The 19,661-nt window shown below is 43.8% G+C and carries 16 protein-coding genes; 11 read left to right on the forward strand and 5 right to left on the reverse strand.

Features of this window, described 5'->3' with window-relative positions:
- Positions 1-194 precede the first annotated feature (194 nt).
- A complete protein-coding gene (locus tag NST56_RS21400) occupies positions 195-713 on the reverse strand; it encodes a DUF1433 domain-containing protein (protein WP_010332558.1) in 519 nt (172 codons plus the stop codon).
- Positions 714-773: 60 nt separating this feature from the next.
- On the opposite strand from NST56_RS21400, the gene NST56_RS21405 reads away from it, so the two are divergent.
- Both NST56_RS21405 and NST56_RS21410 read left to right on the forward strand, forming a co-directional pair.
- Positions 774-2,234: a lipase gene (locus tag NST56_RS21405; RefSeq protein WP_339179064.1), complete on the forward strand. Its 1,461-nt coding sequence runs from the start codon at positions 774-776 to the stop codon at positions 2,232-2,234.
- Between the two features lie 14 nt (positions 2,235-2,248).
- Positions 2,249-2,659, forward strand: a complete 411-nt coding sequence (locus tag NST56_RS21410; protein ID WP_010332560.1) for a hypothetical protein — start codon at positions 2,249-2,251, stop codon at positions 2,657-2,659.
- A 146-nt stretch (positions 2,660-2,805) separates the two neighbouring features.
- On the opposite strand, the gene NST56_RS21415 is transcribed toward NST56_RS21410, so the two are convergent.
- Both NST56_RS21415 and NST56_RS21420 read right to left on the reverse strand, forming a co-directional pair.
- Entirely contained in the window at positions 2,806-3,837 is a 1,032-nt protein-coding gene (locus NST56_RS21415) for a polysaccharide pyruvyl transferase family protein (protein ID WP_339179066.1), read from the reverse strand.
- 88 nt (positions 3,838-3,925) lie between these two features.
- Positions 3,926-5,074, reverse strand: coding sequence for a glycerate kinase (locus NST56_RS21420; protein ID WP_339179067.1), 1,149 nt, complete (start codon positions 5,072-5,074; stop codon positions 3,926-3,928).
- A 193-nt stretch (positions 5,075-5,267) separates the two neighbouring features.
- Between NST56_RS21420 and gntR the strand changes: the two genes are divergently transcribed.
- The 6 genes from gntR to ahpF all read left to right on the forward strand — a co-directional run bounded on the left by gntR (position 5,268) and on the right by ahpF (position 12,740).
- Positions 5,268-5,999, forward strand: a complete 732-nt coding sequence (gntR, locus tag NST56_RS21425; RefSeq protein ID WP_010332563.1) for a gluconate operon transcriptional repressor GntR — start codon at positions 5,268-5,270, stop codon at positions 5,997-5,999.
- Positions 5,992-7,533, forward strand: coding sequence for a gluconokinase (gntK, locus tag NST56_RS21430; protein ID WP_326204241.1), 1,542 nt, complete (start codon positions 5,992-5,994; stop codon positions 7,531-7,533). The genes gntR and gntK overlap by 8 nt, the downstream gene beginning before the upstream one ends.
- A gap of 28 nt (positions 7,534-7,561) precedes the next feature.
- Complete coding sequence (gene gntP / locus NST56_RS21435; RefSeq protein WP_168749245.1) at positions 7,562-8,908, forward strand: gluconate permease GntP; 1,347 nt, start codon at positions 7,562-7,564, stop codon at positions 8,906-8,908.
- 23 nt (positions 8,909-8,931) lie between these two features.
- A complete protein-coding gene (gnd, locus tag NST56_RS21440; protein ID WP_229148289.1) occupies positions 8,932-10,344 on the forward strand; it encodes a decarboxylating NADP(+)-dependent phosphogluconate dehydrogenase in 1,413 nt (470 codons plus the stop codon).
- A gap of 289 nt (positions 10,345-10,633) precedes the next feature.
- Positions 10,634-11,197, forward strand: coding sequence for an alkyl hydroperoxide reductase subunit C (gene ahpC / locus NST56_RS21445; RefSeq protein WP_010332567.1), 564 nt, complete (start codon positions 10,634-10,636; stop codon positions 11,195-11,197).
- A 13-nt stretch (positions 11,198-11,210) separates the two neighbouring features.
- Positions 11,211-12,740 carry an alkyl hydroperoxide reductase subunit F gene (gene ahpF / locus NST56_RS21450; protein WP_326191348.1) on the forward strand — a complete coding sequence of 510 codons (1,530 nt, stop codon included), beginning with the start codon at positions 11,211-11,213 and terminating at the stop codon, positions 12,738-12,740.
- Positions 12,741-12,846: 106 nt separating this feature from the next.
- Here ahpF and bglA read toward each other — a convergent pair whose 3' ends face one another.
- Positions 12,847-14,286 (reverse strand): 6-phospho-beta-glucosidase BglA, encoded by a 1,440-nt coding sequence (gene bglA, locus NST56_RS21455; protein ID WP_339179074.1) that lies wholly within the window; start codon positions 14,284-14,286, stop codon positions 12,847-12,849.
- A gap of 13 nt (positions 14,287-14,299) precedes the next feature.
- Positions 14,300-16,168 carry a beta-glucoside-specific PTS transporter subunit IIABC gene (locus tag NST56_RS21460; RefSeq protein ID WP_339179076.1) on the reverse strand — a complete coding sequence of 623 codons (1,869 nt, stop codon included), beginning with the start codon at positions 16,166-16,168 and terminating at the stop codon, positions 14,300-14,302.
- 157 nt (positions 16,169-16,325) lie between these two features.
- On the opposite strand from NST56_RS21460, the gene NST56_RS21465 reads away from it, so the two are divergent.
- From NST56_RS21465 to fbp, 3 genes are all read left to right on the forward strand, one after another.
- Entirely contained in the window at positions 16,326-17,036 is a 711-nt protein-coding gene (locus NST56_RS21465; protein WP_339179078.1) for a GntR family transcriptional regulator, read from the forward strand.
- A 67-nt stretch (positions 17,037-17,103) separates the two neighbouring features.
- Positions 17,104-17,262: a hypothetical protein gene (locus NST56_RS21470; RefSeq protein ID WP_010332572.1), complete on the forward strand. Its 159-nt coding sequence runs from the start codon at positions 17,104-17,106 to the stop codon at positions 17,260-17,262.
- 241 nt (positions 17,263-17,503) lie between these two features.
- Positions 17,504-19,429 carry a fructose-1,6-bisphosphatase gene (gene fbp, locus NST56_RS21475; protein WP_339179080.1) on the forward strand — a complete coding sequence of 642 codons (1,926 nt, stop codon included), beginning with the start codon at positions 17,504-17,506 and terminating at the stop codon, positions 19,427-19,429.
- Positions 19,430-19,661 lie beyond the last annotated feature (232 nt).

Consider the following 19,661-nt stretch of genomic DNA (forward strand, 5'->3'; position numbering starts at 1 on the left):
CAAAAGCATTTGAATATGGAGAACTAGCCGTATCCATGAGTTCTGTCTCCATGACACTCTATGCGGTTCTCGGCTCATTTTTCGGACCGCTTGTCATCTGGCTGTTTCATATTTAATAAAGAAAGACTGCCCCGGAGGAGGGCAGTCTTTTTTGGGATACGAATCGGCGAAAGTAAACAGGCATTTTGGCCTGTTTATTTTAGTTCTCCGATATCTCTTAAATATTGTTCACGCTCTTTTTTATCGGGGTAAGCGGTTTTGATGTATTCTTCTTTTTCTTTCTTGGTGTATTCGCTCCAATCTGTAAAACGATTACCTACATCCTCAGGGTAACTCATTCCGTCCACTTTATTGGAATCATAAATTAAATCTGCTGAGAAGTAAAACTTATCTGGATTGTCATTTATATATCCATTTACTATTATTCTTCCCATTGGGTTTATTTCAACTTTATCCTCGAAAGTAATTTTTTTAATAAAATTATGAATATCTTCCTCCTTTAGATGTTCTTTAATTTTTGGTTTCATCTTTTCTACATATTCTTCTGCTTTTTCTTTATCGCTTTTTTCTTCTTTTTTCACTGTCTGTTTACCTCCAGTCTCTTCTGTTGTTCGATCTGATATATTCATTTTTTTTACTATTCCGTAAGAAATACCTAATACAACAATCAATACGATCGTACCTATTATAAGTATTTTTTTTACAAATGACATGGTATTTCATCCTTTTTTAATTTATTATACAATATATACAAGTTTTTGGAGAGTGAAGTTATGTCTAGAAAAAAGAATTCACTTACAGACGAAGATTATAATAAAGCATCAAGTGCTGCATATAATCTTAGAAACTATCGTATTGGTACTAACATTGAGATAAGTAATGGACAAAAGTTATATGTAGTTGATCATAAAAAAACGAAAAAAGGGCTTGATGCCCTTACTTTAGTATCCGAAAAAGATTACAAAATTTCCAACCATGGAAAAGACAAAGAAAAAATCCAAAACGCCATCATCGCATACCGTGGATCAGAACCCATCAGCCCCGGCCAATTCCAAGATACAATAAAACAATATCGTGATGAGCGGGAACAGCTTATTAAAGAAGTAGAGAAAAAGGGAATCAACATTCCTGAAGATGAAGATGGTTCCTTTTATGATTCAGCAAAAGGGCTTCGTGAATATTCAAATGAGATTTTGCAGGATTGGCTTCACATGGATACTAGTTATCTAGTTGGCAAAAAGCCGTTTGATGATGGAACAAATAATCAGGCCATTCAGGCAGATCAATATGCAAAAACAATACATCAAAATTTTAAAAATGCTGACATTCAAGTAACGGGTCACTCATTAGGCGGTTCTAATGCAGGCTATGTCGTAGTGATGAATGATTTTATAGAACGCGGTGTCACTTTCGAAAATCCTAACATATATGAAAACCTGCCTGAGGATGTAAAAGCCCGAGCGTTAAAGGGAGAGTTTCGCAGCCGTTTAACAGAATATATTAATTTAAATGATGGATTATCCTTGCTGAATCGGGATGCTGCTGAAGTAGGCAAAGTAAAAGTGATGTATGACGAAGCTTTGCCGAATGGTGTACAGAATAATAGCCTCCCTGATGAAGTGAAAATGCTGGGCCTTGGACTTAAACATTATGGCAATCAATCTCTTGATATTACACTATTTGCTGAAGCCTTGATGGGAAGTCACGGCTTGGATCGATACAACTTCCATTCAGATGGCTCTGTCCAAACTGTGGATGATGTTTTAAAGAACAACCCTGACTTTGCATTAGCGATGCTTAAGCAAATGAAATCAACGAATGTGAAGGCCAATACAGGTGTTTCGATTCTGATCAAATCACATGTATTAATGAATACAAGTACTCAGTTGAAGCATATTGCCGAAACGGAATGGTCAAAAATGATACGCCAGATTGAAAGAATCGATGACAAAGTAAAGGATTCAATTGAGGATGTCAGGAATATGCATGCACGAATGGTTGGTTTTGGCGCCTATGATGAATTATCAGTTTCCGATGTCGATGATCTGATCAATAAGATCAAAATGAACAAACCGCACCACCTTTTTTACTCAAAAGAAAAATATGATCAGGCAGTAGATGCAGCGCTCAATCTGCAACACTTTCTACAGATGATTGCAGATGATCTCGGACATATGGGACATGCGTATCATGATGCAGATCTGGCAGCGGCCAGTCGAATGGGGATTTCATAAGGAGAGAAAGAAACATGGATTTTATGAATAAGAAACCAACAGACGCTGACCGTTTTATGCAAAGAATGACGAGTCAGCATTCAAGCACTTCGATTTTTTCAAATGCTGGTGTAAATACCTCTGAAATGACACCTGAACAATTGGCTGCGTTCAAAGAGAGGAAGAGACAAGAACAAAAATTGGCGTTAATGAATTCAATCAAAAAACAATTAAGCTATGCATTCCAGGAAGACCGTAAGAATTTGTCTTCGATCCTTGAAAACATTACAGATGCCGAGCAGGCTATAAAGACAAAACGAGAAATCCTCAACCATCATATGTCTGGAAAAGCAATAGATAGTGTCACTGATAAAATGAAAGATCACCTTTCATTTGATAAAGTTCATTCTGATGTTTCGAGTGTAATCAATTCCATTGGCTTATAAGGTAGAGAGTCAATATCGCTTAAAATAAGGAAGATATCATCTCCGACAAAGTGGCGCAGCGAGAACGAATCACGAATGAAACTGTGCGTCTGGAAAACGATCATTAGCACAGAAAAAAGCAGACTGTTCCCAGTCTGCTTTTCCCATTACGATCTAAAGAAATCAATCAGCGGCTGAAAATCCTTAGACAAATCAACGTCATTCGGCTCTGCTTGAAGCAGGCGGTCAATCATTTGCTCTAATTCCTCAATATCATTTTTATCTGTGTATTCAATGAAGTTTAAGCTTTCAAGCCAATCCCGGTAGGAATGTTTAGCTTTGCCGTAGCTATTTCCAAAGACGAGGCATGGTGTTTTGGTGATAATCGAGAAAATCATTGCGTGAAGGCGGTCGGTAATGACCAATTTACTTGAACCGATGCGGTCAAGCATCTCCATAAAATGCTTTTCCCGATCCTCGTAATCAATCATATCGACCGTATCAAGCACCGTGTCTGTACGCTCCGCGTAGGTTGTTTTTTCTGCCCATTTCATCATGTGTGAAATAAAATCTTCATCGGTTACCTTCTCCTTGTCCGCTCTTAAAATAAAAAGAACGCCGTCCCGTTCAAGCACTTTCGGTACGATATCCAAAGACAGCACCATATCCGGTGTAAAGATCACATCTGAATTAAAGGTTTCTTTCACAACATCGAGCGTCTGCGTCTCCCGCGCGGCAATCGTTAAATGTGGATTTTGATGGTACGCATCCTGTGTTTTTTTCTTTTCTTTGTTTCCGTCCTCTGTATCTTCAAAATAGACGGATTGAGGAAGAGAAATGGATTTATAGTCTTTAAACGCTGCAAAGACCTTCCTTCTGTCCTCCTCAATATCGAGATAAAGATTGCCTAAATTTCCTCCGCCGGTAAAGCAGACAATATCGTCTTCACGGATGATTTCCTTCACTAATTCGATGCCTTCATCCGTCGCATAGTCCATAATTTCAATATATTCATAGTACGGAAAACGATTTTTAATAAATTTCTCTTCCGCATACGCAATCGCTTGGTCTCCGATGTTTGTGTAACTCGGGGAACCAAACAAAAATACTTTTCGTTTATCATTTAATAAGGCTTCGGGTTTTACATTCGGCGCGATCCCTTTACCTAGTTTTTTGCCTTTGATTTCTTGTATAGCCATGTCTGCGTCCTCCTTCTAGGTTGTGCTTGTTACCTGTCTGTACCCAGAAAGGAGGGTGAATATGCACGGGCATGTGCTTGCCCCGGCTTTATATCAGATACATCGTTTTCGCCAGTTTTAAGGATGCCGCAATGTTTCTTGCCGTTCTTTCCATATTCTCGGCTGCATGCCCAAGTGCGTCTGCAAGGGGCACGGCTCCCGGCACGATGCTAAAAAGGGCATCCATCCCGTGTGCATAGACCGCATCACTGTCTCGCGAAACGGATCCCGCAAGTCCAATGACAGGCACATCGTATGCCTTAGCCGCTTTGGCCACGCCAATCGGCGTCTTCCCGTAAACTGTCTGGCTGTCAATCCGCCCTTCGCCGGTAATCACAAGATCTGCATCCTGAACCTCGCTTTCAAACTGGACCGCATCGAGGACGATGTCAATGCCTCTCTTCAAATCAGCACGGAGAAAAGCAAGAAGACTCCATCCGAGACCGCCTGCTGCACCGGCGCCTTCTGTTTCCCTGAAGCTTGTTTCAAGCGTTTTCTCTGCCACATCCGCAAAGCGGGACAGATTCTGGTCAAGGATACGCACCATGTCAGGCGTGGCGCCTTTTTGAGGACCGAAAACAGCGGAAGCCCCTCTTGGCCCTGTTAACGGGTTATCCACGTCGCAGGCGACTTCGATTTTTATATTTCGCAATCTGGGATCAAGTCCTGCCAAATCTATTGAAGAAAGCTGAGAAAGCGCACCGCCTCCGGGTCCAATTTCATGGCCTGATTCATCAAGAAGCCTCCCGCCCAGCGCCTGAACCATCCCGGCTCCGCCATCGTTTGTGGCGCTTCCGCCGATTCCGATGATCAAATGCTCTGCACCCGCATCAAGAGCAGCTCCGATTAATTCTCCCGTTCCTCTAGTAGAAGTGGCAAACGGATTTCTCTTCTCTGCGGGCACAAGGTGCAATCCCGATGCGGCAGCCATCTCAATCACAGCCGTTTTTCCGTCTCCCATTAGGCCAAAAAACGCTTTTACCGGTTCCCCGAGCGGACCCGTAACCATCTGCTCTTTTATGATTCCGCCTGTGGCATCGATTAATGACTGTACCGTTCCCTCACCGCCGTCCGCCATCGGCAGCTTCCGATATTCAGCATTAGGGAAAACTGTTTTGAAGCCTCTTTCTATGGCATGAGCCGCCTCCAACGCTGATAAGCTTTCCTTAAAAGAATCTGGTGCAATAATGATTTTCATCCAATCGCCTCTTTCAAAAAGTGATGATTTACAGTGTCTTTTCTTCAATTTACCATAATTACTTTTGGAGATATATACCAATTTATCAGTAAAAATTTTATTAAAAATTAGAAATGAAAGTGTTTGCATTAATAAAACATTCACGTTATCATACTTGTATACAAGTATACTCCTTAGTGAAGAAGGTGAGCGTATGCTAGACTCCAAGGACCTGTTATATCCCGCAAAATGGCTTTCAAAAGCGTCAACCGGCGTTCGCGTTGCTTGCGAGCTGAGAATGCGAATTATTTCAGGCATGATTGAAAGCGGTACCATTCTATCAGAAAATACAATCGCGGCTGAGTTTTCAGTAAGCCGTTCGCCGGTTCGCGAAGCGTTAAAAATACTGGCTTCCGAAAAAATCATTCGTTTAGAACGAATGGGAGCGGTTGTGATTGGGTTAACTGAAAAGGAAATCGCAGAAATATATGACGTGCGTTTATTATTAGAAACGTTTGTCTTTGAACGGCTTGTCAAAATCGACGTTGAGCCTTTAGTCAAAGATCTCAGCAAGATTCTAGAAATCATGAAAGTCTCCATCAAATACGAGGACGCGGACGAGTTTTCATTTCAGGATGTGTTATTCCATGAAACGATTATCCGCGCCATTGATCACTCATACATTCAGATGATCTGGAACAATCTAAAACCCGTAATGGAAAGCTTTATTCTTTTATCAATGCGGGTGCGGTTAAAGGAAAAGTACGAAGATTTCTCAAGGATTCTGGACAACCATGAGCTATATATTCAAGCAATCAAAACAAAGGACAGGGCGCTGATGGTTCAGTCTCTGCACCAGAATTTTGACGATGTGCAAGAAAAAGTAGAGGACCTCTGGCTCTCACAACAAATGCTGGCAAAAGGAGCTGAACACCAAAATGACTAGTTATATGTTAGGAATCGATATCGGTACGACCAGCACAAAGGCTGTATTATTCACTGAAAACGGAGACGTGGTACAGAAAGAAAGCATCGGCTACCCGCTCCATACACCGGACATCTCAACAGCTGAACAAAATCCGGAAGAGATTTTTCAGGCTGTCATCCATACAACAGCAAAAATCACGAAACAGCACCCGGAAAAACAAATCTCATTTATTTCCTTCAGCAGCGCCATGCACAGCGTCATTGCCATGGACGAAAATGATCAGCCGCTGACGCCATGCATCACGTGGGCAGATAACCGAAGCGAAGGCTGGGCGCATAAGATTAAAGATGAGCTCAATGGGCATGAGGTTTACAAACGAACAGGAACACCCATTCATCCGATGTCACCGTTAAGCAAAATTACATGGATCACAAACGAACGAAAAGAAATTGCTTCTAAAGCCAAAAAATATATCGGCATCAAAGAGTACATTTTCAAACAGCTATTTAATGAGTATGTAATCGATTACTCATTGGCATCAGCGACAGGGATGATGAATCTGAAAAGCTTGGATTGGGACGAGGAAGCACTGACGGTCGCAGGCATTACGCCGGATCACTTATCCAAACTCGTGCCGACAACCCAGATCTTTCAGCACTGCAGCCCGAAATTAGCGATACAGATGGGAATCAATCCGGACACACCTTTTGTCATCGGCGCAAGCGACGGCGTACTGTCCAATCTCGGCGTCAATGCCATTAAAAAAGGAGAAATCGCCGTTACGATCGGTACGAGCGGCGCTATCCGAACCATTATCGACCAGCCGCAAACCGACGAAAAGGGGAGAATTTTCTGCTACGCGTTAACGGACAAGCATTGGGTTATCGGCGGTCCGGTGAACAATGGGGGCATCGTTCTTCGCTGGATCAGAGATGAATTTGCTTCATCAGAAATCGAAACAGCGACAAGACTGGGAATTGACCCGTATGACGTGCTGACGAAGATTGCTGAACGCGTCAGACCGGGTTCTGACGGCCTGCTGTTCCATCCGTATCTCGCCGGGGAACGCGCTCCGTTATGGAACTCGGATGTACGCGGCTCATTTTTCGGCCTGACCATGTCACATAAAAAAGAACATATGATACGTGCAGCATTAGAAGGGGTCATTTACAACCTGTACACTGTGTTCCTGGCGCTAACAGAATGCATGGACGGACCGGTCACCCGAATTCAAGCGACTGGCGGCTTTGCAAGATCAGAGGTTTGGCGGCAAATGATGTCGGATATCTTTGAATCAGAGGTTGTCGTTCCGGAAAGCTATGAAAGTTCATGTCTTGGCGCCTGCATTTTAGGCCTGTATGCGACAGGGACAATCGATTCGTTCGATGCCGTGTCCGACATGGTCGGCAGCACGTACAGACATACGCCAATTGAAGATTCGGCCAAAGAATATAGAACATTAATGCCGATTTTCATTAATCTATCAAGATCATTAGAAAATCAATATACCCAAATTGCAAATTATCAAAGAAGCCTAATTACACACAAATAGCACATGACATGAAGGGGAGGGCATTACCATGCCGTTAATCATTGTTGCACTTGGGATCCTAGCTTTACTGATTTTGATTATGGGCTTAAAATTAAACACATTTATCTCATTACTGATCGTATCATTCGGCGTGGCACTGGCACTTGGGATGCCGTTTGATAAAGTTGTCAGTTCCATTGAAGAAGGTATAGGGGGGACACTTGGCCACATCGCACTCATCTTCGGACTCGGTGCGATGCTGGGCAAGCTGATTGCTGATTCAGGCGGCGCACAGCGTATAGCAATGACGCTCGTCAACAAATTCGGCGAGAAAAATATACAGTGGGCTGTTGTGATTGCTTCATTTATTATCGGAATCGCGTTGTTCTTTGAGGTAGGATTGGTTCTCTTAATCCCGATTGTATTTGCGATTTCAAGAGAATTGAAGATTTCTATTTTATATCTCGGTATACCGATGGTCGCAGCATTATCCGTCACACACGGTTTCCTGCCGCCGCACCCGGGACCAACAGCGATTGCCGGGGAATACGGCGCAAACATCGGTGAAGTGCTGCTGTACGGCTTCATTGTTGCTGTTCCGACAGTGCTGATTGCAGGGCCAATATTTACAAAGTTGGCGAAAAAAATCGTTCCTGCATCATTTGCGAAAAACGGAAATATATCGTCACTCGGTACACAAAAAACATTCAAGCTTGAAGAAACACCAGGCTTTGGAATCAGTGTATTTACAGCAATGCTTCCGATTATCATCATGTCGATCGCTACCATCATTGATTTGCTTCAGGAAACAATAGGATTTGCGGATAACAGTTTCCTGGCTTTCATCCGTTTAATCGGGAATGCATCGACTGCCATGATCATCTCACTGCTCGTTGCTGTTTACACAATGGGAATCGCACGCAACATTCCAATCAAAACCGTCATGGACTCTTGTTCTACAGCCATCTCGCAAATTGGCATGATGCTGTTGATCATCGGGGGAGGCGGCGCCTTTAAACAAGTATTAATCAACGGTGGTGTCGGCGACTACGTAGCAGATTTATTCAAAGAAACGGCATTATCACCGATTCTGCTGGCATGGCTCATTGCAGCGATCCTGCGCATCTCCTTAGGATCAGCAACCGTTGCCGCATTAAGCACGACGGGGCTCGTCATTCCATTGCTGGGACAGTCCGATGCCAACCTTGCATTAGTGGTGCTCGCAACTGGCGCGGGAAGCGTCATCGCTTCACACGTCAACGATGCCGGCTTCTGGATGTTCAAAGAATATTTTGGATTAAGCATGAAGGAAACATTTTCCACATGGACCTTGCTGGAAACAATTATCTCCGTTGCTGGACTAGGATTTATTTTATTGTTAAGTTTAGTTGTATGAAATTATTGAAGGAGATGTAACACATGTTCAATACAATTGGTGTCATAGGCTTAGGCGTAATGGGAAGCAATATCGCCTTAAACATGGCAAATAAAGGCGAAAAAGTCGCCGTCTATAATTACACCAGGGATTTAACGGACCAGCTTGTGAAAAAGCTGGATGGACAATCGTTAAGCCCGTACTACGAGCTTCAAGATTTTGTTCAATCACTAGAAACACCAAGAAAAATCTTTCTGATGGTCACAGCGGGAAAACCAGTCGATTCCGTCATCCATTCGTTAATGCCTTTGCTTGAAGAAGGAGACGTCATTATGGACGGAGGCAACTCCCACTACGAAGACACAGAAAGAAGATATGACGAGCTGAAGGAAAAAGGAATCGGCTACTTAGGAATCGGCATTTCCGGCGGGGAAGTCGGCGCATTACAAGGGCCTTCCATCATGCCGGGCGGAGATCGAGACGTCTATGAAAAAGCCGCTCCGATCCTGACCAAAATCGCAGCGCAAGTCGGAGAAGACCCTTGCTGTGTCTACATCGGGCCAAAAGGGGCAGGGCACTTTACAAAAATGGTGCACAACGGCATTGAGTATGCAGATATGCAGCTGATTGCAGAAGCCTATACATTTCTTAGAGAAACGCTTCGTCTGCCGCTCGAAGAAATTGCCAGCATCTTTGAAACGTGGAATCAAGGTGAGCTGAAAAGCTATTTAATAGAGATTACAGCGGAGATTTTACGGAAAAAGGACGAACATACAGGTCAGCCGCTAATCGATGTCATTCTTGATAAAACCGGCCAGAAAGGCACAGGAAAATGGACAAGCATGCAAGCCATTGATAACGGCATTCCATCCGCTATTATCACCGAGTCCTTGTTCGCGCGCTACCTGTCGTCCTTAAAAGAAGAACGTATGGCGGCTGAACCATTGTTAGCCGGTCCGGAAACAGAGGAAAAACATTACGATAAGGACCTCTGGATTGAATACGTCCGACAAGCCTTATACATGGGAAAAGTTTGCGCCTACGCACAAGGCTTTGCTCAATATAAAATGTCATCTGAGCTTTACGGATGGAACCTGCCGCTGAAAGACATCGCTTTGATTTTCCGCGGCGGCTGCATCATCCGCGCGGATTTCCTAAATGTCATCAGCGAGGCATTCCAAGAGCAGCCAGATCTCTCAAACCTGCTGATTGCACCTTATTTTTCAGAAAAAATGAAAGCCTATCAGACAGGCATGCGAAAAGTCGTTTGCGAGGGAATCAGCGCCGGCAGCGCGTTCCCATGCTTAAGCACCGCGCTCTCTTACTACGACGGCTACCGTACAGGGCGTTCCAACGCCAACCTATTACAGGCGCAGCGCGATTATTTCGGCGCCCACACGTACGAGCGGACAGATATGGATGGCGTTTTTCATACCAATTGGTCTGATGCAAACTAATAGATAAGGCTGACAGCTGGAGCTTTTATACCAGCTGCCAGCTTTTTTTATAGGATAAACTCACATATCACAACTAATTGAGAATCAAACATATAAAATTTAATATGTGTCAAAGTGCAATTTATGCTGATCACACCAGCACTTTCCTTCACGATGAGTGGAAAAAGAGAAAATAATTAAGGGGTTTTGTCTTGACAAAAAATATATATTAATTAATAATTCATATATAATTAGAATTATTATTGAAAGCACTATTGCTTTCTAAACCATTTTTAGGAGGAATAACATTATGTCTTTAATCGGTAAAGAAGTACAACCATTCGAAGCAAAAGCATTCAAAAACGGTGAATTCATCGATGTAACAAACGAATCTCTGAAAGGCCAATGGAGCGTATTCTGCTTCTACCCAGCAGATTTCTCTTTCGTATGCCCAACTGAGCTTGAAGATCTTCAAAACCAATACGCTGCACTTAAAGAATTAGGTGTTGAAGTGTACTCTATCTCTACAGATACTCACTTCGTACACAAAGGCTGGCATGACAGCTCTGAAAAAATCGGCAAAATCACTTACGCAATGATCGGTGACCCATCTCAAACGATCTCTCGCAACTTCGATGTGCTTGACGAAGAAACTGGTCTTGCTGACCGCGGAACATTCATCATCGATCCAGATGGCGTGATCCAAACTGTTGAAATCAATGCAGGCGGTATCGGCCGTGACGCAAGCAACCTGATCAGCAAAGTAAAAGCAGCACAATACGTTCGTCAAAATCCAGGTGAAGTTTGCCCAGCTAAATGGGAAGAAGGCGGCGAAACGCTTACACCTAGCCTTGATCTAGTAGGTAAAATCTAAGGAGTGCATTCAATTGGTACTTGATCCAAATATCAAAGCACAATTAAATCAATACATGCAGCTAATTGAGAACGACATTGTTCTCAAAGTGAGTGCAGGTGAAGATGACACTTCTAAGGACATGCTGGCTCTCGTTGATGAGCTGGCTTCCATGTCATCTAAAATCACTGTTGAAAAAGCTGAATTGAACAGAACGCCAAGCTTCAGTGTGAACCGCGTCGGAGAAGACACTGGCGTCACTTTCGCCGGTATTCCTCTAGGACACGAATTCACTTCTTTAGTGTTGGCATTGCTGCAAGTGAGCGGCAGACCGCCTAAGGTAGATCAAAAAGTCATTGATCAGGTGAAAAAGATCAGCGGTGAATACCACTTTGAATCTTATATCAGCCTGACATGCCACAACTGTCCTGATGTTGTACAAGCTTTAAACATGATGAGCGTGCTGAACCCGAACATCACTCACACCATGATTGACGGTGCGGCATACAAATCAGAAGTTGAAAGCAAAAACATTATGGCAGTGCCAACGGTTTATCTAAACGGCGAATCCTTCGGAAGCGGCCGTATGACCCTCGAAGAGATTCTTGCGAAAATGGGCAGCGGCGCAGATGCATCTGAGTTTGCTGACAAAGATCCTTACGACGTTCTTGTTGTCGGCGGCGGACCTGCCGGCGCAAGTGCAGCCATTTACACGGCGCGTAAAGGAATCCGCACAGGTGTTGTCGCTGAACGCTTCGGCGGACAAGTTCTCGACACACTGAGCATCGAAAACTTCATCAGCGTAAAAGCAACTGAAGGACCGAAGCTTGCTGCAAGTCTTGAAGAGCACGTGAAGGAATATGATATTGATGTCATGAACCTTCAGCGCGCAAAACGACTTGAGAAAAAAGATCTGTTCGAACTTGAACTCGAAAACGGTGCTGTCCTGAAAAGTAAAACAGTCATCCTTTCAACAGGTGCCCGCTGGCGCAATGTCAACGTACCTGGTGAACAAGAGTTCAAAAACAAAGGTGTCGCATACTGCCCGCACTGTGATGGCCCATTGTTTGAAGGCAAAGACGTAGCCGTTATCGGCGGCGGAAACTCTGGTATCGAAGCAGCGATTGATCTTGCAGGTATTGTCAATCACGTCACTGTGCTAGAGTTCGCGCCGGAACTGAAGGCAGACGAAGTCTTGCAAAAACGTCTCTACAGCCTGCCAAACGTTACTGTCGTGAAAAACGCACAAACAAAAGAAATCACAGGTGATCAGAGTGTTAACGGCATCACATATGTAGACCGTGAAACAGGCGAAGAAAAACACGTTGAACTCCAAGGTGTATTCGTCCAAATCGGTCTCGTGCCAAACACTGAATGGTTAGACGAAACCGTTGAACGCAACCGCATCGGCGAAATCGTAGTCGACAAACATGGCGCTACAAGCGTCCCAGGCTTATTCGCTGCCGGCGACTGCACAGACGGCCCTTACAACCAAATCATTATTTCAATGGGATCAGGAGCAACTGCCGCTTTAGGCGCGTTTGATTACCTAATCCGTAACTAATATGAAAAGCCGCTATGCTGCTCGAGCTGCAGTATAGCGGCTTTTTTTGCCCATCAAAAACCCGAACCAGGCACTTCGGTTAAGTGCTCGCTTCGGGCCATCTGCTTTATAATTCCTCACCATTCGTTTGAATGACGTTTTTGTACCACTCAAATGAATCCTTCTTATACCGCTTCATGGATCCATTTCCTTCGTTGTCACGATCAACATAGATCATGCCGTAGCGTTTTTTCATTTCGCCTGTTGTAAAGGAAACGATATCAATAATGCCCCACGGCGTGTAGCCGATTAAATCTACACCGTCATAAGTGACCGCTTTTTCCAGTGCTTCAATATGTGATTTCAAATATTGAATACGTTCCGGATCATGGATGGTACCGTCCTCTTCAAGTGTATCAACCGCCCCAAAGCCGTTTTCAACGATGAATAATGGAATTTGGTATCGATCATAGAGACGATTTAATGTGTATCTTAAACCAGTCGGATCAATCGCCCAGCCCCAGTCACTGGATGTGATGTACGGGTTTTCAACACTATTCGGCAATCCGCCGTTTACGACATCTCCCGTATTGTCATTTTCGACATCGCTTTTCACAGTTGTCGACATATAATAACTGAAGCCCAAATAATCGACTGTCCCATTTCTCAAAATCTCGTCATCGCCATCTTCGAACGTGATATTGTATCCTTCTCTTTCAAACTCTTTTAACGCATACTTTGGATAATAACCGCGAACCTGCACATCCGGGAAGAAATAACGCTGTCTCATTTCTTCTTCAGCAAGCATCACATCTTCCGGATTAGAGGAGTAAGGATAAATCGGCACGTGTGACACCATAGCCCCAATTTGGAACTCAGGATTGATTTCTTTTCCTTTTGCCACTGCCAATGCGCTTGCAAGTAACTCATGGTGCGCCGTTTGGTACATGACTTCCTTGGCATTTTCATTTTCTCCGACCACAACTCCTGAGTTCGTCCATAGGAATAGAGGGTTGTTCACATCCATCTGGTTATTGATCTCATTGAATGTCATCCAGTACTTCACTTTATCTTTGTATCGGTTGAAGCAAACCTCAGCAAATTTGACGAAAAAGTCTACGACTTTTCGATTTCTGAAGCCGCCGTATTCTCTTGCAAGATGCAGCGGCAGTTCAAAATGAGACAGGGTAATCACCGGCTCGATTCCATGCTTCAGCAATTCATCAAATACATTATCGTAGAACTGCAAGCCTTCTTCGTTCGGTTCAGCCTCATCGCCTTTCGGGAAAATCCGGCTCCAGCCGATGGACGTCCGCAAGCATTTTAATCCCATTTCCGCAAACAAAGCGATATCTTCCTTGTATCTGTGATAAAAATCAATGGCTTCATGGTTTGGATAAAATTCATTCTCTTCAATGGACTCCGTGATTTTTCTCGGTACGCCGTGCGCACCCGCTGTCATCACATCGACGACACTTGGCCCTTTACCGCCCTGATTCCATCCTCCTTCAAATTGGTGGGCAGCTAAAGCGCCGCCCCATAAGAAATCCTTCGGCATTTTTTCCATCTTATATTCCTCCCTAGCTTACGACTGTAAATAATTTTTGATCTAACGCACTTACTTCAAGATCCTCGATGAGAATTTCCTGATACGCATGTGAATTCGTGATGATGACTGGGGTAATCGTTGTTAACCCTTTCTGTTCAATGAGTGCTTTATCAAATTCGGCAAGCACCTCGCCTTTTTTGACTGTATCTCCCTCTTTCATCTTTAAGGCAAAAGGAGTTCCGTCTAACGTCACTGTATCCAGCCCGATGTGCACAAGCAATTCGACGCCAGAGGTTGAACGCAGACCGATCGCGTGCTTTGTAGGCGCAACCATGACGACGGTTCCGTCAAACGGAGCATAGAGCTTATTATCGGATGGCTCGATCGCCAAGCCTTGTCCCATGGCACCTGAGCTGAATACCTCATCAGGCACCTTAGAAAGCGGAATGATCTTGCCGCTAAACGGAGCATATACGGTTTCTTCATTTGCCTGTGCCGTTTGAAGACTTTCCTTTTCCGGCTGTGCAGCTGTATCTTCACCATAGCCAAAGACCTGAATCAGCACAACAGGAAGAATCACCGCAATCGCAGCACCGATTAAAATACCCCAGATGGACGTCGGGAATTGTTCATTGATGCCATTCACGATCGTCAGAGGTCCCGGAAGTCCGGCATATGCAAAGTAATACGGATTAAAGAAACTGGCCGTGATGGCACCAACCGCACCGGAAATACATCCAAAGATAAACGGCTTCTTAAATCTCAAGGTCACACCGTAGATCGCCGGCTCAGTAATGCCAAACAGTCCGGTTACCCCAGCTGACACACTGACTTTTCTCGTTTCCTTATTTCTCGCCTTTAAGATAACGCCAAGCACTGCGCCAACCTGTGCAACCACCGCAATCGTTTGATACGCCTGGAATGAATCCCGTCCGTATAGATCATAGTTCGCCAATACCATAGGCGTAATGCCCCAATGTACACCAAAGATCACGATGACCTGCCAGAATGCGCCGATGATGGCTCCAGCCAAAGCCGGCACGTTTTCCGCCAAGAAGTTGTAACCGTTTGCAATTCCATTTGCGCCCAATGTTGTCACAGGGCCAATGAGGACAATTGTTACTGGCACCATAATGACCATACATAGAAAAGGAACAAATAACGGTCTGATCACTTCGTTCATTCTCTGATTCAAGAATCGTTCAAGGTAAGACAACATCCATACTAGAAATAATGGCGGCAGCACGGAAGACGTGTATGTCGTTTGCGATAAAGCAATCCCTAAGAAGGAAATGCTCTTTCCGTCTGCGATTTGAGTCGCCATCTCCGCCCATGTCGGGCTGACTAACGCGGCACAGCACGCCACAGCAATATACATGTTGGTTTTAAAATGCTTTGATGCCGTAATCGCGATAAAAATAGGCAAAAACGTAAACGGCGCCCAAGATATGAAACTAAAAACCTGATAAGTTCCCGTTTTCTCAAAGCCATCAAACAATAAATTAATAAGAATTAATGCACCTTGCAAAATACCGGCCGCAGCCAAAATGTACACAAATGGCGCAAATACCGCTGACATGGTCGCGATAACACGGTTCAGGATCGTTCCTTTATTTTCGCTCTGGTCACCAGTCAGATCAATATTGACCAGCTTCGAAAACGCTTCGAAAACGTCCCCTACATGCTGTCCAATAACAATCTGAAATTGCCCGCTGTTCTCCACTACCGTAATCACGCCGGGCATGGATTTAACGATATCTTTCGCTTGCGGCTTAGACCGCTTCAGCACCAAGCGAAGCCTGGTTGCGCAGCGAGAAGCCCCTATCACATTCTCTTCCCCGCCTACCGCCTCCAAAATGTCTTTTGCTAGTCTCGTATAATTTCTCACTTTCCCCGACATTTTCACCCACCCCTTTGTTTTGGTTACGCTTTCATTATAATTGTACCGGTATAATTTATCAATACTCTAACAAAGTATTTATACCTCCATCAAATCTGTAAGCGGTTTATGCTATAATTTTGACAAGTGAAACTAAACGAATGAATGAGGAATGCGTATGTTAAAGTACCAGCAAATCGCAGCGGAGATCGAAAAGTATATAGAAGAACACGAGCTTAAACAGGGAGATAAGCTGCCAGTGCTAGAAACCCTCATGGCCCAGTTTGAGGTCAGCAAAAGCACAATCACAAAGTCTCTGGATCTACTGGAACAAAAAGGCGCGATCTTTCAGCTCAGAGGAAGCGGCATTTTCGTCCGAAAGCATAAACGAAAAGGCTACATCAGCCTCCTGTCGAATCAGGGATTTAAAAAAGACCTCGAGGATTTCAATGTCACCTCAAAGGTCATTGAACTAGACGTGAGAAAGCCAACACCGGAAGCGGCAGAAAACCTCAACATCGGACTTGATGAAGACGTCTACTATGTCAAAAGGGTCCGCTATATCAACGGCCAAACCCTATGCTTCGAAGAATCCTATTACAACAAATCCATCGTGACGTATTTGAACAAGGAAATTGTGTCTCACTCAATCTTTCATTACATCCGGGAAGGATTGGGACTGAAGATTGGCTTTTCTGATTTGTTTCTTCATGTTGGCCAGCTTAATGAGGAAGAAGCGGAGTACTTGGGGCTGAAGGCTGGACTGCCCAAGCTTTATATAGAAAGTATTTTTCATCTGACAAATGGGCAGCCGTTTGATTTCTCGAAAATCTCTTATCATTATGAGCAGTCGCAGTTTGTGGTGCAGGCGAATAGTTTTTTGTTGTAGGGCAGCTGCATCTTGCTCTGATAAAGAAATCCCCCTCTTCTATCATCAACTATGGAAGGTGGTCGACATGTACAAAATCATCATTCCTGCCATACTAGCCATCTTCGTGCTCTGGATACTATTACAGATTTCACTAGAGATGAGCATTTTTAAGAATCCAATGAATTACTTTATCGTATTTATTATCTTTTTCCTCTTTATCAAGATGGCGAAAGAAAAGCATTGAACGGCTATAGGAAACCAGATTTGTACTGAAATCTGGTTTTTTTGTGCTTCACTTTTATTCATCCATTTTATCCTCACTCATTTCGCCACCCTCTTTCCCTCATTTTCATTGTCTCTAAAAGGAGTTATGCGTTACTATCGTATAAGGGTCCAATGATGAAAAATAATGACATACTTTTAAATTAACCTGATATGCACATGCTCATAAATAGGGGTTTATTCTAAAAAGGGGATGGACGGTTTTGGAAAGCAAGTACTTAGATTTACTCGCACAAAAATATGATTGTGAAGAAAAAGTGGTAACGGAAATCATTAATTTAAAAGCAATACTGAACCTGCCAAAGGGCACTGAGCATTTTGTCAGTGATTTGCACGGGGAATATCAAGCATTCCAGCACGTGCTGCGTAATGGTTCGGGACGAGTCAAAGAGAAGATACGCGACATTTTCAGTGGTGTCATTTACGATAAAGAAATTGATGACTTAGCAGCATTGGTCTATTATCCGGAAGACAAATTGAAGTTAATCAAACATGATTTTGATGCGAAAGAAGCGTTAAACGAGTGGTATAAAGAAACGATTAACCGAATGATTAGGCTTGTTTCTTATTGCTCCTCGAAGTATACCCGCTCCAAACTGCGTAAAGCACTGCCTGCCCAGTTTGCTTATATTACGGAGGAGCTGCTATACAAAACAGAACAAGCTGGCAACAAGGAGCAATATTACTCCGAAATCATTGATCAGATCATTGAACTTGGCCAAGCTGATAAGCTGATCACTGGCCTCGCTTACAGCGTTCAGCGATTGGTGGTCGACCATCTGCATGTGGTCGGCGATATTTACGACCGCGGCCCGCAGCCGGATCGGATTATGGAGGAGCTAATCAATTATCATTCTGTCGATATTCAGTGGGGGAATCACGACGTCCTTTGGATCGGTGCCTACTCCGGTTCCAAAGTGTGCCTGGCCAATATTATCCGTATCTGTGCCCGCTATGACAACCTGGATATTATTGAAGACGTGTACGGCATCAACTTAAGACCGCTGCTGAACTTGGCCGAAAAATACTATGACGATAATCCAGCGTTCCGTCCAAAAGCAGACGACAACAGGCCAGAGGATGAGATTAAGCAAATCACAAAAATTCATCAAGCCATTGCCATGATCCAATTCAAGCTTGAGAGCCCGATTATCAAGAGACGGCCGAACTTTAATATGGAGGAACGGCTGTTATTAGAGAAAATAGATTACGACAAAAACGAAATCACGCTGCACGGAAAAACATATCAGCTGGAAAACACCTGCTTTGCGACAATTAATCCGGAACAGCCAGACCAGCTATTAGAAGAAGAAGCAGAGGTCATAGACAAGTTGCTATTTTCTGTCCAGCATTCCGAAAAGCTGGGCCGCCATATGAATTTTATGATGAAAAAAGGCAGCCTTTATTTAAAATATAACGGCAACCTGTTGATTCACGGCTGTATTCCTGTCGATGAAAACGGCAACATGGAAACGATGATGATTGAGGATAAACCGTATGCAGGCCGTGAGCTGCTTGATGTATTTGAACGATTCTTGCGGGAAGCGTTTGCCCACCCGGAAGAAACCGATGACCTGGCGACAGATATGGCTTGGTATTTATGGACAGGCGAGTACTCTTCCCTCTTCGGAAAACGTGCCATGACGACATTTGAGCGGTATTTCATTAAAGAGAAGGAAACGCATAAAGAAAAGAAAAACCCGTATTATTATTTACGTGAAGACGAGGCAACCTGCCGAAACATCCTGGCAGAATTCGGCCTCAATCCAGATCATGGCCATATCATCAACGGCCATACACCAGTAAAAGAAATCGAAGGAGAAGACCCAATCAAAGCAAACGGAAAAATGATCGTCATCGACGGCGGCTTCTCCAAAGCCTACCAATCCACAACAGGCATCGCCGGCTACACGCTGTTATACAACTCCTACGGCATGCAGCTCGTCGCCCATAAACACTTCAACTCCAAGGCAGAAGTCCTAAGCACCGGAACCGATGTGTTAACGGTGAAACGATTAGTGGACAAAGAGCTTGAGCGGAAGAAAGTGAAGGAAACGAATGTTGGTGAGGAACTGTTGCAGGAAGTTGCGATTTTGGAGAGTTTGCGGGAGTATCGGTATATGAAGTGAGGGGTGTGGGGTTCAGGGATTATTCTCTGGGCTCTTTTCTTATGGTACTACAATACTTATTTAGCACAGAATATAGCTAACAAGTCTAGTTATCTGATCATTCATAAGTATGTAAATAAGACCATACAAATAATGGTTCACCGTGATAAATTAAGAGGAAACAAATATTCTCATGATTGATAGAAACTAAATCACCTTTAATTTCTTTATGTCTACTGGAGTTTATACAGAG

The organism is Bacillus sp. FSL R5-0560, from assembly GCF_037966305.1.
Classification (GTDB): Bacteria; Bacillota; Bacilli; order Bacillales; family Bacillaceae; genus Bacillus; species Bacillus mojavensis.